The sequence below is a fragment of the Kineosporia mesophila genome (assembly GCF_021129235.1).
In the GTDB taxonomy this organism is placed as follows: domain Bacteria; phylum Actinomycetota; class Actinomycetes; order Actinomycetales; family Kineosporiaceae; genus Kineosporia; species Kineosporia mesophila.
This window is the reverse complement of record NZ_JAJOMA010000042.1, coordinates 22834-37262: the sequence shown is the minus strand read 5'-3', so window position 1 is coordinate 37262 and position 14429 is coordinate 22834. Positions and strand designations below refer to the sequence as shown.

General features: G+C 68.5%; 11 protein-coding genes and 1 pseudogene. 3 read left to right on the top strand and 9 right to left on the bottom strand.

From position 1 onward, the window contains the following. From LR393_RS33900 to LR393_RS33870, 7 genes are all read right to left on the bottom strand, one after another. The coding region (locus LR393_RS33900; protein WP_231489316.1) for a glycosyltransferase family 2 protein at positions 1 to 674 on the bottom strand (674 nt) is incomplete at its 3' end. Further along, positions 671 to 1612: a UbiA prenyltransferase family protein gene (locus LR393_RS33895; protein WP_231489315.1), complete on the bottom strand. Its 942-nt coding sequence runs from the start codon at positions 1610 to 1612 to the stop codon at positions 671 to 673. The genes LR393_RS33895 and LR393_RS33900, both read right to left, overlap by 4 nt. Before the next feature lie 75 nt (positions 1613 to 1687). Beyond that, on the bottom strand, positions 1688 to 2731 hold the full coding sequence (locus tag LR393_RS33890; RefSeq protein WP_231489314.1) for an NAD-dependent epimerase/dehydratase family protein: 1044 nt from the start codon (positions 2729 to 2731) through the stop codon (positions 1688 to 1690). 372 nt (positions 2732 to 3103) lie between these two features. Then, positions 3104 to 4234: a transposase family protein gene (locus LR393_RS33885; RefSeq protein ID WP_231489313.1), complete on the bottom strand. Its 1131-nt coding sequence runs from the start codon at positions 4232 to 4234 to the stop codon at positions 3104 to 3106. 396 nt (positions 4235 to 4630) lie between these two features. After that, entirely contained in the window at positions 4631 to 5710 is a 1080-nt protein-coding gene (locus LR393_RS33880; protein WP_231489312.1) for an alkene reductase, read from the bottom strand. A gap of 66 nt (positions 5711 to 5776) precedes the next feature. After that, a complete protein-coding gene (locus LR393_RS33875; protein ID WP_231489311.1) occupies positions 5777 to 6643 on the bottom strand; it encodes an alpha/beta fold hydrolase in 867 nt (288 codons plus the stop codon). A gap of 140 nt (positions 6644 to 6783) precedes the next feature. Then, positions 6784 to 7368 carry a TetR/AcrR family transcriptional regulator gene (locus LR393_RS33870; protein WP_231489310.1) on the bottom strand — a complete coding sequence of 195 codons (585 nt, stop codon included), beginning with the start codon at positions 7366 to 7368 and terminating at the stop codon, positions 6784 to 6786. Positions 7369 to 7483: 115 nt separating this feature from the next. Between LR393_RS33870 and LR393_RS33865 the strand changes: the two genes are divergently transcribed. Both LR393_RS33865 and LR393_RS33860 read left to right on the top strand, forming a co-directional pair. Further along, the gene (locus LR393_RS33865) at positions 7484 to 8485 is read left to right on the top strand and encodes an NADP-dependent oxidoreductase (RefSeq protein WP_231489309.1); all 1002 of its coding nucleotides are present in this window, start codon (positions 7484 to 7486) and stop codon (positions 8483 to 8485) included. Between the two features lie 135 nt (positions 8486 to 8620). Continuing rightward, positions 8621 to 8899, top strand: a pseudogene (locus tag LR393_RS33860) (ATP-binding cassette domain-containing protein); the annotation flags it as partial. On the opposite strand, the gene menC reads toward LR393_RS33860, so the two are convergent. After that, entirely contained in the window at positions 8897 to 10009 is a 1113-nt protein-coding gene (gene menC, locus LR393_RS33855; RefSeq protein ID WP_231489308.1) for an o-succinylbenzoate synthase, read from the bottom strand. The pseudogene LR393_RS33860 and the gene menC overlap by 3 nt on opposite strands. Further along, positions 10009 to 10890 (bottom strand): hypothetical protein, encoded by an 882-nt coding sequence (locus LR393_RS33850; protein ID WP_231489307.1) that lies wholly within the window; start codon positions 10888 to 10890, stop codon positions 10009 to 10011. Before LR393_RS33850 ends, menC begins: the two co-directional genes overlap by 1 nt. A gap of 190 nt (positions 10891 to 11080) precedes the next feature. Here LR393_RS33850 and LR393_RS33845 point away from each other — a divergent pair, with 190 nt between their 5' ends. Next, positions 11081 to 14404, top strand: a complete 3324-nt coding sequence (locus LR393_RS33845; RefSeq protein ID WP_231489306.1) for a non-ribosomal peptide synthetase — start codon at positions 11081 to 11083, stop codon at positions 14402 to 14404. The last annotated feature ends 25 nt before the right edge of the window (positions 14405 to 14429 follow it).

The window sequence follows — 14429 nt, the reverse complement described above, 5'->3', positions numbered from 1 at the left end:
AACAAGGACACCAGGGGGATCGAGCGGGTGAACTGCTTGCGTAGCAGCAGGCCGAACTGGGCGTCGTCGTCGTGACGGCCCACCAGCAACGGCGTGAGCTCGATCCGGGCAACCTCCGAGAGCCTGGCCCCGTATTCGACATCTTCTGTGTAGCGCAGAGTTTCGTCGAACGGGCCGACCTGCTGGAAAACCTCACGCCGGACGGCCCCCAGGGAGAAGAACCCGGCGCGGACCGTGCCGGCGCACCGGACCCGCCAGAAATGCCCCTGCAGAACCTTGTACCACTCGACCGGGCCGTCATCGATCAGTGGCTCGGCTGCGTAGATGCCACAGACACATCCCAGCTCAGGGTCCTGGGACAGCAGAGTCACCGCCTGCTGGACCGCGTCAGGCTCCAGGGCGATGTCGGAGTCGAGAAAGAACAGGATCTGGCCCGTGGCGTTCTGCGCCCCGAGGTTGCGGGCCGCCGAAACCCCCCGGTTGGGGCTTTCGATGAGCGTGACGCGATGGCGACGCGCGATCTGCACCGAGTCGTCGGTACTGCCGTCGTCGACAACGATGACCTCCAGCCGCGGGTATGACTGGTGGACCGCTGCGGTCAGGCAAAGATCCAGGGTACGGGCATAGTTGTAGTTGGGGACGATGATCGAGACGAGGGGGCCGTCGGGTGTCACAGGGCAGCCACCACCAGCATCAGGACCCACCCGGCGGCCGTGCCCAGCAGGGCCCGGTCGCGGCTGAGGGTGTCGGTGGGGTCACCACCGGAATCCTCGAGCAGAACAAGTTGCAGATAGCGCACCACCCCGAACAGGGCGAACGGATAGGTCAGGGCCACGGTGAGCGCGGGATGCGCCATCGAGGACCAGATGAAGAAGCTGTAACCGACCAGGGTCAGCGTCATGGTGAGCACGAGCAGATGGTCGAGGAAGGGCACCGACAGATTGGTCAGCGCCGGGCGATGGCTCTGACCCGCGGAGCTGCTGGCCAGCTCGTGACGCCGCTTGCCGAAGAACAGGAACAGGCAGGCCGAGTACAGGCAAAGGTTCAGCCAGGCGTTGACGTCGATCCCGGCGGCGAGGGAACCGGCGACCGACCGGAGCACGAACCCCGCGGCGACAACGAAAACATCAATCAGGGGTAGATGTTTGAGTCGGGACGAGTAGAGCACGTTCATCGTGAGGTAGGCCACCAGGATGCCCACCGTGGCCGGTCTCAGCGTTCCGGACTTCGTGGCCACCGCGAGCCCACCGCAGACCGTGGCACCGAGCGCGCTCAGCAGCACGAGCGCCTGTGAGCGTGAGACGCGCCCGCTGGGCAGCGGACGGTGACGCTTCACCGGATGCAGCAGGTCACGGTCGGCGTCGTACAGGTCGTTGACGATGTAGACCAGCGACGAGACCAGGCAGAAGGCGGTGGTCGCGGTCAGAAGTGCCCAGCCGTGCCCGGGCACCGCCTGTGGGGCAACGACCAGGGGTACGGCAACGATCAGAAGGTTTTTCGTCCATTGCTGGGGTCGTAGCAGGCTGACCAGGGCGCGGGCATTCGGGCCGGTGTTCACCAGTGCTGCGCCGGGCGTCTGGATGACGCTGCCGGCGGGTGGGGGGATGCTCATGGCCATTCCTTCCTCAGAGAATGCCTGCTGGGCAGAACGTTCTGATTCTGTGGAACGATGTGCTCGCGTGTCCGCTCAGATCAGGAGCTTCGCGGCCGCCAATGCGCCTTGACGCCAGGGGTCGCGATGGGTGAGGCCGGCTGCCCGTGGTCCGCGGTTGGACATCTCCTCACGCCACCAGTCGAACGTCGCCAGGAGAGTTGCCTGGTTGGAGTACCGCGGCTGCCAGCCCAGTCGCTGAGCGGCCCGATGCGTACTGACGTACGAATCGGAACGGAGCTTGTAGATCAGTCGCCGGTACACCGGAGACAGACCGGCAGCCGACAGTCCTCGCAGAGCAAGGACGGCCGGAGCGACGGGCACGGACAGCACGCGCCGCCCGTGTCCGGCCGCGTCGAGGACTGCCTGGAAGTCCTCACGAAGAGTGGTGAATTGGTCTGCACCGAGGTTGAACTCGGTGTTGACCACGCTGGACTCCCGGTTCATGGACAGCAGGGTGGCGTCCACGAGATCCCGTACATCCAGGAGCTGACAGCGAATGTCCCCACGACCGAGGACAGGAAAGTGGTGGCCTTCCTCGGCCCATTCGAAGAGCATGGCGAACAGGCCCATACGCCGGGGCCCGAGAAAGGTCTTGGGACGCAGGACGGCGACCGTCAGACCGTCGCCCCGTGCCTGCCGGCAGAGCTCCTCGGCCGCGATTTTCGCGCCGCTGTAGGTGTCCTCCCGAGTCTGCGGGTAGTCCTCGGGGGTAGGGACGGTGGTGGGCAGCCCGTACACCGCGGTGGAAGATATGTGCACCACGCGCGGGACCCCACAGGAGCGGGCAGCCTCGAGCACCGCACGAGTTCCCTCGACATCGGTCGAGACGATGTCCGCAGGTTTGCTGCTGGGCAGGGCCGCCGCCGCGTGCACGATGATGTCGGCCGTGGCCACCGCGGCTTTGACCGTCTCGGCGTTTCGCACATCGCCCACCACGTGCCGGTACCCGTCGTGCTGATACTCGGCCGGTAGCAGGTCGATGCCCGTCACCGTGTAATCCCCGGAGGTCTGCGTCAGACGCTCCACCAGGTGCTGTCCCAGCATCCCGGCCGCCCCGGTCACACAGATGTGCTGCAATCCGACTCCTCAGTCTTCTGGCGCTCGCAGGGAGCGCGGGCGACTACGAGCAAGGTCCTCTACGGCTGGAACGGGCGTCGGGTCCCGCCGAAGCCGACACGCCACCAGCATGAAGATCCTGCTGGTGGCGCGCAGTTCAGGCCGGCCGGTCACGACGGTCGGCGGAACGAAAACGGTTTTCCCCACTATGAACTGATACCGACAGCGGCCATGACCGGTGTCGGTAGATGCTTCCTCGGTCCGTGGCTGAAGGGCACACCGCAGGCACCGTCGCAGGTCATGATGAATGCGTGGTAACTGCTGCCCTGAAACATGTCTCGCTTCTCCGGGCTGTTCACGGAGGACTTCTTCGTGCTCCGAACAACCGCGAACCTACCAGAAAAACGGACAAGTCATCATAAATTCCTCGTAAACCGTCAGTGCTGCCGAGGGGCGTGAGCCGGCGTATGCCCCGGGCGCAGTGAAAGCGACGGGGCGAGGAAATCTCCGCATCAAGGCGGGACGGGCCCGGTGAAAACACTCGTCCGCCGGCGTGTCAGGATCTTCGGAGTCCTTTTCCCTCATGGCTTTTGATCGCGTACGATCCCGTTCGAGTTCCTCGTGGACGGGCGCCCAGGGTGGCACCCTCGGCGAGGGTTCAGCTTCCCGACGCCGTTGCCACATCTGCGTCCTGATCGCGGCGTTGCGCAGGGTAGCGAGGTGGGCGGCGAGGTTGCCGCTGCGGGGCGCGGTGGTGGTGCTTTCCGGAGGTGACGTCGCGTGGCCAGTGCCAGGACTCGATGGCCCCTGCTCGCGGACGGTCTGAGCCGGACCTGGTTGAGGGTGCAGAGGTCGTAGGCGGTTTCGAGTTTCTTCCACTACCGGCGTCGTTCGGGGCGGGTTTTGCGTTTGTCGTAGCGGGCGACGCGCCGGACGTGAGGCAACGATCTGCTCGTCCCGGTGGCCGATGGAGGTCACCGGGACCACGCGTTTCTCGGTCCGGTGGCGCAGGCGTGCCCCGACGTCGGTGTCGCCGATGTCCAGGACGCCCATCAGATGCGGTTGGGGCCGGGCCTTGCAGGCGGCTGCGCGCTGGGACTTCCCGTCCATCATGAAGTGCCGTAAACCGTTCTGGGTGGCAGCAATCCGTGCCGCGTGGGCTTGCGCCCAGGCGTTCAGGGCGTCCTGCCGAACCGCCTGTTCCAGCGCGAGCAGGAACCGCCGGATCGTGGACAGGCTCGGCGCCAGGTTCCAGGTCAGGGCGATCTGTCCACGCTGACGGCTGCTGAGGTCCTGGACAGGCCCGGCGATCTCGAGCGTGCTGCGGGCGCCGGCCAGGATCGCGACCATGATGCCCAGGACCAGGCCGAACGCGCTGTGCCGCACGCCGCGGGCCTTGTGGGGATCGGCCGTCGCGGCCACAGCGGACGCGACGCTCCCGATCTCACCCACTGTCACGTCCGGGCAGACTCGTTCCGGTGACGACTGGTCGAAAGTGGGCAGGATGAGGGGGGACAGGTCCACGGGCACGGCCTTCTGATCACGGTTTCCTCAGACCAGATCCATGATCAGCTGAGGTCGTGCCCGCCTCCCGTCCGGGGTCCCCTACATCAGGTCACTGCCCATTCGCCCCGGTCAAACGTCCAAGATCACTTTGAACCCACCGTGACCCGACATCGAGACGGACAGCTCGTCCTCACCCAACAGGGCTTGCTCATCACCGCAACGGGCCAGGCGACCTGACAACGAAGGTGCGGGGGGTTGTGGGCGGTGGGTGCACACCTTCGCTGCGCCGCGGGTGAGGGCGTCTAGACGATGTGGGTGCCGATGTCGCCGGTGCCGAGCACGACGGCGCCGTTGAGTGAAGTCATGATGCGAGTTCCTTTGATTGAGTGTGATTTGGTCGGTGTGGAGGGTGGGTCAGGCCGGGGAAAGGGTCGGGTAGTCGGTGTAGCCGGAGGTACCGCCGCCGTACAGGGTGCTGGGGTCCACCTCGTTGAGGGCGGCGCCGGTGCGCAGTCGCTGGACGATGTCGGGGTTGGCCAGGGCGAATCGGCCCAGGGGCGCGATGTCGGCCAGCCCCGCGTCGATGTCGGCCGCGATCTGCTCACGCTCGCGCCCGTACCGGACCACGAGCACGGCGGTCGGCCAGGTCTGGCGCAGCGATCGCAGCAGGTCGTCGTCTCCCAGGTGGTGGACGTGGAGATAGACCAGGCCCAGGTCGGCCAGTTGCTCGACGAGGTAGCGGTATTGGGCGCGTACTGCTTCGGTGTCGCCTTCGTCGAGTCCGCCGAGGGGGAAGGCCGGGGAGATGCGGATGCCGGTGCGGTCGCCGCCGATCTCCTGTGCGATGGCCTGGGCGACCTCGATGACGAACCGGGCCCGGTTCTCCACCGATCCGCCGTATGCATCGGTGCGCTCGTTCGCGTTCGGGGAGAGGAACTGGTGCAGGAGATACCCGTTGGCGGCGTGGATCTCCACCCCGTCCGCACCGGCGGCGATCGCTCCGGCCGCGGCCCGGCGGAACTCGTCGATCACGGTGCGGATCTCGGCCGTGCTCAGTTCCCGCGGCACCGGGGTCTTTTGCGGTCCGGTGGGCGTGATCATGTCCTGCTCGGCCGAGATCGCCGAGGGCGCCACCGGCGGGCGGTGATGCGGGGTGTTGTCCGGGTGAGATATCCGGCCTGCGTGCATCAGCTGCAGGAAGAGGTACCCGCCGTTGTCGTGCACCGCCTCGGCGATCGGCTTCCAGCCGGCAATCTGCTCGGGAGTGTGGATTCCCGGGGTGTTGAGGTAGCCCTGGCCGTCTTCTGATGGCTGGACGCCCTCGGTGATCACCAGGCCCAGCGAGGCGCGCTGGGCGTAGTACTGCGTGGCGTGTACGCCCGGGGTTCCGTCGGCGTTCGCCCGGTTGCGGGTCATCGGGGCCATCGCGAGGCGATGGGGTAATGGGAGCTTGCCCAGGGTGTAGGGCTGCCACACGGAAGAGGACGGGTCCATAGCGGGTTCCTTCACGAGAATCAGATGGTGACGAGCGGCCCGGCAGGGGCGGGACGTGGGGGGTGGTCAGCGGGCCAGGAAGGCCAGCGTCGTGGTGGAGAAAGCGGCGTGGTGCTGAAAGATGCCGCCGTGCCCGGCGTCGGGGTAGAGGACGAGCTCGCTGGTGGGGAGTCGCTCGGCCAGGTCCACGGAGTTGGCGGTGGGCACCATGACGTCGTGCTCGCCGTTGGCGACCAGGGTGGGCTGAGTGATCAGGGACAGATCTGCGGCCTGCGCCCGGCCCCACCGGCCGACGGCGGTGAGCTGGGCCCGGTAGGTCTTCAGTGAGACGGGGGTGTCCCGGTTCTCGGTGCGCTCCTGCAGCCGGGCGAGGAACTCCTTCGCAGTGTGCCGCCCGTTCGCGGTCCTGGTGAAGAACAGGTAGGTCTTCGGGTCCTGGCGCGCCAGTGCCCCGCGCAGCAGAGCCAGGTTTGACAGGCGGCTCACCTGGGTGATGCCGGTGCCGCCGGCCGGGCCCGTTCCGGCGAGGATGAGCTTGCGGACCAGCTGGGGTTCGCGCTGGGCGATCGTCTGGGCGAGCATGCCGCCGAGCGAGAGGCCCAGCAGGTCAACCTGCTGGTGGCCCAGCGCGCGGATGAACGTCACGGCGTCGCGGGCCATGGCCTCCACGGTGTCCGGCGTCGCGCCGGTGGAGGCGCCGACTCCGCGGTTGTCGAAGACGATCACTTGCCGTTCGGCGGCCAGAGCGTTGATCAGGGCAGGGTCCCAGTTGTCCAGGACCGCAGCCAGGTGCGGCAGCAGGACCAGAGCGACGCCATCCGCAGCGCCCATGACCCGGTAGGCCCAGGTCACGCCGTCGGCCCTCAGCGTGCGGGTCGGGACGGTCCGGTAGTCGGCGTCGATGCCCTCGGCGGGGCGGGACGAGAGAGTCATGAGCGGGTCCTCCAGGGGTTGGTCGCAGCGGTCACACCACGACCGTCGTCGCTCCCAATAAAAGTATGACCATACTTCAATAGCGGTACACGAATGCCGGATCACACCCCGGTCGGCGCAATCCGGTATCGGGTGGAGGGTCAGCCCGGCGGGGCAGCCAGCAGCGCGGAGATGGACCGCACCCCCTCGGCGAGCACAGTCGCAGACTCCTGGGGGTCGTCGATCGCCCGGGCCAGCTGCAACGACCCGACCAGGATCGCTATGCAACCCAGCGCCTTGCCCCGTCCTGACGCAGGGGCGCCTGGCGCCACCAGGGCGGCCATGTCGTCGACCACGCCGCGAATGCTCTCGCTGTAGGCCCGGCGGACCACTGGCGAACTGCGGGCCACCTCGTCCAGCAAAGCTCCTGAAGGGCAGCCGTTCTCGGCGTCGTCACGATGCTCGGGGGAGAGATATCCGTGCACGAAACGCATGAACCCGTCCGACTCGCCGGCCAGCTCCTGCAACAGCACCCGCTGTTGCTGGAGCTGGTCGGCGATGGTCGCGGCGATCAGGTCGTCCTTGGAGGCAAAGTGCGCATAGAAGGCGCCGTTGGTCAGTCCGGCATCGGCCATCAGTGTGGCCACGCCCGAGCCGTCCAGGCCGTCTTTCTTCAGCCGGCGCCCGGCGCTCTTCACCATGCGCCGCCGCGTTTCTTCCTTGTGTTCCTTGCCGTAGCGCGCCATGGCCCCTCCTCGCCCGATCGGGTGTCGCTCGTCCATTTGAAGTATGACCATACTACCATTGGCGCCGGACCACGAAACACCCGCCACTGGCGCCGATCATCCCCAGGAGAACACCATGAAGGCCTACGTCATCGACCGGTACGCCAGCCAGCCGGCAGTCCGTCTTGCCGAGCTGCCCGAGCCTGACGTCGCTGCCGGTGAGGTCCTGGTCCGCATCCACGCGGCCGGCGTCAACCAGCTCGACCACAAGATCGCGCAGGGAGAGTTCAAGCTCATCCTGCCCTACCGCCTGCCCCTGGTCCTGGGGAACGACCTGGCCGGCGTCGTCGTCCGGGTCGGCGCCGGGGTTCATGCCTTTCAGCCCGGCGACGAGGTCTACGCCCGACCCCGCAAGGACAGAATCGGCACTTTCGCCGAGTTCCTCACCGTGCACCAGGACGACCTCGCGATCAAACCGGCCAACCTCAGCATGGAAGAAGCCGCTTCATTGCCCCTGGTCGCCCTGACCGCCTGGCAGGCCCTCGTCGAACGCGCCAACCTGCGCCACGGCCAGAAGGTCCTCATCCAGGCGGGTTCTGGCGGGGTGGGCACCATCGCGATCCAGCTCGCCCAACACCTGGGTGCCACCGTGGCCACCACTGCCGGCGCCAGGAACGCCGACTTCCTCAAGGAACTGGGCGCGGACGTCGTCATCGACTACCGCACCCAGGACTTCTCCACCGTCCTGAAGGACTACGACGTCGTCCTGGACAGTCAGGGCCCCAGGAGCGTGGCGAAATCGATGACGATCCTCAAGCCCGGCGGCACGGTCATCGGCATCGCCGGGCCTCCCGACCCGGACTTCGCCCGCGAGATCGGCGGGAACCCGGTTCTGAAGATCGCCACCCGCCTGCTCAGCCTGAAGACCAGGCGCCAGGCAGCGCGCCTGGGGGTCTCCTACTCATTCCTGTTCATGCAGGCCAGCGGTGAACAGCTCGGCGAGATCACGAAACTGGTGGAGAGCGGCACCATCCGACCGGTCGTCGACCGCGTCTTCCCGTTCGCCGACACACCGCAAGCCCTCGACCACATGGCCAAGGGCTCCACCCGCGGCAAGATCGTCATCTCCATGATCTGATCACCAGTTCCCGGAACAGCTCTCACAGCGGCTTGAGCCGGCCTGCTGGAAACTGCTTCCCGCAGCGACTTGACCCTGACGCAGGGGCAACCCTTCACCCTGGTGATCGCCAGCCAGGGAGCGGAGGAGAAGACGATGCCGTCAGGGCAGAGCAGGGACCTCGCGATCGAGGTGCGAGGGTTGCGCAAGGCGTTTGGTGACCACGAGGTGCTGCGCGGGGTGGACCTCCAGGTGCGACGCGGGAGTGTGTTCGCGCTGCTGGGGTCCAACGGGGCGGGCAAGACCACCGCGGTGCGGATCCTGTCCACCCTGGCCGGGGCCGATGCCGGGAAGGCTCTGGTCAATGGCTTCGACGTCGCCGCCGCGCCGGTCGCCGTGCGCCGCTCGATCAGCCTCACCGGCCAGTTCGCCTCACCGGGGTCTCACCAGTTCCTGCATCGAGGTGGTGACCTCGTCCAGCAGATCGGGGATCGGCACGACCCCCAGACCCGGGCCGCCCGGCACGTCCAGGTGCCCGTCACGCAGGACGAACGGTTCGGTGATGTCGGTCGCGAAGTACCGGTCGGATGCCGAGACGTCACCGGTCAGGGTGAAGTTGGGCAGAGCGGCCAGCGCGGCGTTGCCGGCCCGGCCCAGCCCGGTCTCCAGCATGCCGCCGCACCAGACCGGGACACCCGAGGCTGCGCACACGTCGTGGATACGCCGGGCCTCCAGGTAGCCGCCGACCCGCCCCGGTTTGATGTTGACGATGTGGCAGGCGCCCCAGGCGATGGCATCGGCCGCCGAGCGCGCCGACACGATGGATTCGTCCAGGCAGATGGGAGTTCTCAGATCGCGGCACAGCGCGGCGTGCCCGCGCATGTCCTCCTCGTCCAGCGGTTGCTCGATGAGCAGCAGGCCGAAGTCGTCGAGGCGGGCGAGGTGACGGGCGTCGGCCGCGGTGTAGGCGGCGTTCGCGTCCACCTGCAGCACCACGTCGTCACCGAACCGTTCACGCACCGCGCGCACCGGCGCGATGTCCCAGCCCGGCTCGATCTTGAGCTTGATCCGCCGGTACCCCTGGTCCAGGTAGCCCGAGACAGCAGCCAGCAGCTCCGGCACCGAGTTCATGATGCCGACCGACACCCCACTCGGCACCCGGTCGGTGACGGCGCCCAGCGACGTGGCAAAAGACATCCCGTAGGAACGTAGTTCGGCATCCATCACGGCCATCTCCAGAGCGGCCTTGGCCATCCGATGGCCCTTGACCGGGGCCAGCAGCGGCGCCACGGCGCTCGCCGTCACGCTCGGTGCGGCCAGCAGCCGGGGGATGAGGTGCCGCTGCATGACGTCGTGGGTTCCCTCGATGTACTCCGAGGAGTAGCTGGCGTCGAACCCGGAGACGCTCTCACCCCATCCGTCACCGGACGAGGTGGTCACCTGCACCAGGAGCGCGGGCTTTTCGTACTCGATCCCCAGCGACGTCCGGAACGGGCTGACCAGTGGCAGATTGATCTGCCGTAGCACGACGCGTTCGACCTGCATCACCGGCCTCCCCGGGCGAGCACGTAACCGCCTGCTGAACGGTCAAAATCGACGATCTGGGCGCCGCCGGCCAGGAGTCCTCCGAGCACCTCGCGGACAGCGAGGCGCCAGGCGCCGGCCAGCTCGGGGTCACGGGTGCGCAGGCCCTCGATGTCGTGCGGTACCGAGACCAGGACAGGACCGGCCCCGGTCGGGGCCGGACGTGGCCCGGGGCGTTCGCCGTCACGGCCCAGCGCCACCTCCGGTGCCGGCCGAGGGACGCCGGCCTGGGCGCCATCCTCGCAGGCCGAGCGGGCTCGTTCCCCCAGCAGCTCCCAGCGCAGCAGGAGCCGGTCGGTCTCGTCGGTGCCGTTCAGCCCGTCGGACAGCTGGCCGTAGTGGTCGATCAGGTAGGCCTGCGCCCCGCCGCCGAGTTTCCGGACGTTGAAGTGGGCATTGCGGGCCACCAGAGGGTCGAAGGTCCAGGTGATCTCGTGGGCACCGTGCTCCAGGGCGTGAGCGCGCTGGTCCAGCTTCAGGGCGAAGCCGACGTCGCGGCCGCGGGCCTGCGCGTGCACCCCGGCGATGTGACTGTGCATCTCGGGCCGCCCGGGTGGTCCCCACAGCCCGATGCCGGCGGCCAGCAGCCGCTCCTCGTCCGGGGTACCCTCCAGCCTGTCGTCCAGGGCGCCCGCCACGTAACTCCCGGCATCGGCCATCGCCCGGATCACGTCGGCGGCGAGCGGGGGGTGTTCTGGCCCGGTCTGCCACACGTCGGCCAGAAACCGTTCGCAGGCGAAGCTGTCCGCCGTCGATGTCAAGGCCCGCACCCGGACGCCGGCCGTCCCGGCCGCTCGCGTCGCACTCGCCCGCGCGGCCATTGTTCCCATGCTGTGATCCACACCAGGAAGTTTCGACGACGCTGACGTCTCTGACACCGATCGGTGGCAACTTTTGCTTCGGGTTTGCGTCCAGGTCATTTCATGGCGGTGTCCCGGATGCTCGGATTCGTTTGATTGCTGCCTTATGAGCCCGGTGGACCGAATGCAGCCCGATCCCGTTCTCCGAAAACATCAGTTCTCGGACGCATTCGTGGCATCGGCCGTCCGGGCCGTACAGGAGGTGGCGCGCCGGCTGGACCGTGACCTCATAGTCGTGGGCTCCTCGGTGGAGCGCAGCGTCGCGGCGGCGCTCACGGTCTGCCTGACGACCTCCGACGGCGGGCCGGTCATTCGTTGTATTTTTGATGAAAAATATTGTGTGAGCTATGAAATAGAACTGTCCGACGGCGATCCCTGGGCGCCCGCCACCACGGCCGTGGTCGAGATGTGCACGCAGCTGACACAGGCCCTGCTGGCCGATCCCGACCTGGACCCGACCGCCGCTCCGGCACTGTCCCGGGCCACCGAGGCGGCGGTCCTCGGGCCGCTCGCCGGGGTCACGATCGATCACGGGCCGTTCCGCGGTGTTCCCGCGCAGGTCAGCGACATGGCGCGACGGACACCGGAACTCGTGGCAGTTCATGCCACGGACGGAACCCTGACCTACGGTGAGCTCGTGGCTCACGCCCGGCGGCTGGCCGTGCGGATCATCGCCGCCGCTCCCGCCCCGGGCTCGCTGATTCCCGTTCTCGTCGCCGACGGGCTGGCCCTGCCCGTGGCCTGGGCCGGAGCCATGTTCGCGGGGGTGGGCTACGTGCCGGTCGATCCGCACTGGCCCGCATCGAGAATCGAGCGGGTGCTCGATCTCCTGGCGGGCGCGCCGGTGCTGTGCACCGACCCCGACCTGATGCCGGCTCACCACCGCGACCGGGCCCTGGTGGTGGAAGTTTCTGCCACAGAAAAAAGTTCGGGAATCAAGGACGGTGTGGTCACCGGTCCGCACGACGTCGTCTACGGGGTGTACACCTCCGGCACCACCGGGACGCCGCTGTGCGCCGTGAACTCGCACGGTGCCCTGGCCAACCGGCTGGCGTTCATGACCAGCTGGTTCGGCCCGGCCCCGGCCCGTGAGGTGGTGCTGCAGAACACCCGGCACACCTACGATTCCGCGTTCTGGCAGATCTTCTGGCCGCTGACCACCGGCGGGGCCACGGTCGTTCCCACCGCCGGGGAACACCGCGACCTTCAGCACACCATCGACCTGATCGAGACCCACGGTGTGACGGTCACCGACTTCGTGCCCGCGCTCCTGAACGCCCTGCTGTCCCTGCTGGAACAACGGCCTGCCCTGGTCGGGCGGCTGCGCTCACTGCGCCATCTCGTGGTCGGCGGGGAGCAGATCAACCCGCACGACGTGCACCGGCTCCAGCGGCTGCTGCCGGGGCTGCGGGTGAGCAACGGCTACGGGCCCTCGGAAGCCGCGATCGGCATGATCTTCCACGAGGTGACCGAGGCCGACGGCGACGACGTACCGCTCGGGCGGCCCGTCGACAACTGTGGCGCGGTCGTCGTGGACGTCGACGGCAGGCCTCTGCCCCCGGGCGCCACCGGCGAGATCGTCATCGGCGGGGTCTGTGTCGGGCTCGGCTACCACGGTGAGATCGACCGGAGCGCCCAGCGATTCTTCGACTGCCCCTGGCCCGGGGCCGGCCCCGTGCTGACCGGTCGCCTCTACCGCACCGGTGACCTGGGACATCTCGACGAGCGAGGCCGGTTCCATTTCTCCGGTCGCATCGACCATCAGATCAAGGTCGGTGGGGTCCGTATCGAGCCGGGGGAGGTCGAGGCCGCAGCCCTGAGCCTGCCGGGGGTTCGGCAGGCTGTGGCCCTGGTCGTCGGGCCGGCCACCGGCCGGGAGCTGGTGCTGGTCGTCACCGGGACCGTCCCCGCGGCAGAAGTGCTGACGCATCTGGGTTCCCGGCTGCCCCGCAGCAGTGTGCCGCAGCGGTGCCTGGTCCTCGAGGAGATACCCCTCACCGCTGCGGGCAAGACCGACCGCCGGCAACTGGCGCTGGAGGCGGAACTGGCCGACGTGGCCGGGGCGGCCGATCTCGACGACCGGACCGACGACGAGGTCCTGCGGGTCCTGCGGACCGCGATGCGCCGTCCCCGTCTGCGGGCGCACGACGACGTCTTCGCCGCGGGGGCGAATTCCCTGCTGATGGTCGCGGCCGTGGTCGCACTGACCGACCGGTTCGGGGTGGAGATCGGGGTCCGGGACCTGGTCGATCACCCCACCGCCGCCGGACTGCGGGAGCTGATCACCCGGCGCGAGCTCGACCACGAGAGGGTTCCGGAGGAGGCGGCACTGGTCGCGGCCGATTTGGCGGACCTGACGGGCCCGGTCCCGGCCCGGCGTGAACGGCGCGATCAGCCGGTGCGGACGGTGCTTCTCACCGGAGCCACCGGTTTCGTCGGAACGCATCTGCTGCACGAGCTGCTCGACGACCCGGACCTGACCGTGGTCTGTCTGGTGCGGGCCCCGGACGACGACCAGGCGCGCCGTCGTCTGGACACGGCCCTGACCGGCCAGCAGCTCGATCACCCCGGGTTCACCGGCCGGGTCCGGGCGGTCGCCGGTGACCTGTCCCGCCCCGGCCTGGGACTGAGCCCGGAGCAATGGTCTTCACTGGCCCAGGCGGTCGATCTGGTTGTGCACAACGGTGCGATGGTCAACTTCCTCTACGACTACCGCATGCACCGCGACCCCAACGTGCGGGGCACGGCCGAGCTGATCCGGTTCGCCCGCGAGGCCGGCGGCGTTCCCCTGCACTACATCTCGACGCTGGGCGTGCTGCACGACCACGCGATGCGCACGCCCGGCGTGCTCGGCGAAGACGTCGACCTCGCCGGCGTGACGGCGCCGCGCAGCGGTTACAGCCGATCGAAGTGGGTGGCCGAACGGCTGCTGAACGCCGCCACCGACCTGCCCGTGACCGTGCTGCGCCTCGGCGAGGTGATGCCGGCCGTCCGGCCCGTGAACCCGGCAGGCCCGGCGGGACCGATCGCGAACCCGACCGCGGTGACCCATCTGCTGCTGCAGGCCTTCGAGCAGCTCGGAGCCGTTCCCCGGGCCGCGATCCGGTCGGACTACACCCCGGTCGACGCCGTCGCCCGCACCGTGGCCGAGGCCGTGCGCGACACCACCGTGTGGGGCGGTGTCCTGCATGTCTTCCGCCCCGGGAGCGTGCGTTTCGACGAGCTCGCCGAGTTCCCGGTGACGCCGCGGGTGGCCTGCACGCGCTTCCTGGCCGACCTGCGCGTCGCGGCCGCCGGGGACACCGGGCTGAGCACGCTGCTGGCCGTCATCGATCACCGCGCGGGTGGCGGCCTGGACGACGAGGACACGGCCCGCGCCGTGCTGGAGAACCTGCTGCAGGACAACCCCGCCTGCTTCGACCGCACGGCCGGGGCCGCGTTCGAGCAGCGCCACGGACTGAACCGTCACCGCGTGCCCGCCGCCCTCGCGCAGTAACCACGCACCACCACGGAAAGGCACG

Excerpts from the sequence above, each read along its gene's own strand:
- LR393_RS33870 (WP_231489310.1), bottom strand. The coding sequence starts at position 7,368 with ATGGCGCGCTACGGCAAGGAACACAAGGAAGAAACGCGGCGGCGCATG.
- LR393_RS33880 (WP_231489312.1), bottom strand. The coding sequence starts at position 5,710 with ATGGACCCGTCCTCTTCCGTGTGGCAGCCCTACACCCTGGGCAAGCTC.
- LR393_RS33865 (WP_231489309.1), top strand. The coding sequence starts at position 7,484 with ATGAAGGCCTACGTCATCGACCGGTACGCCAGCCAGCCGGCAGTCCGT.
- LR393_RS33875 (WP_231489311.1), bottom strand. The coding sequence starts at position 6,643 with ATGACTCTCTCGTCCCGCCCCGCCGAGGGCATCGACGCCGACTACCGG.
- LR393_RS33895 (WP_231489315.1), bottom strand. The coding sequence starts at position 1,612 with ATGAGCATCCCCCCACCCGCCGGCAGCGTCATCCAGACGCCCGGCGCA.
- menC (WP_231489308.1), bottom strand. The coding sequence starts at position 10,009 with ATGCAGGTCGAACGCGTCGTGCTACGGCAGATCAATCTGCCACTGGTC.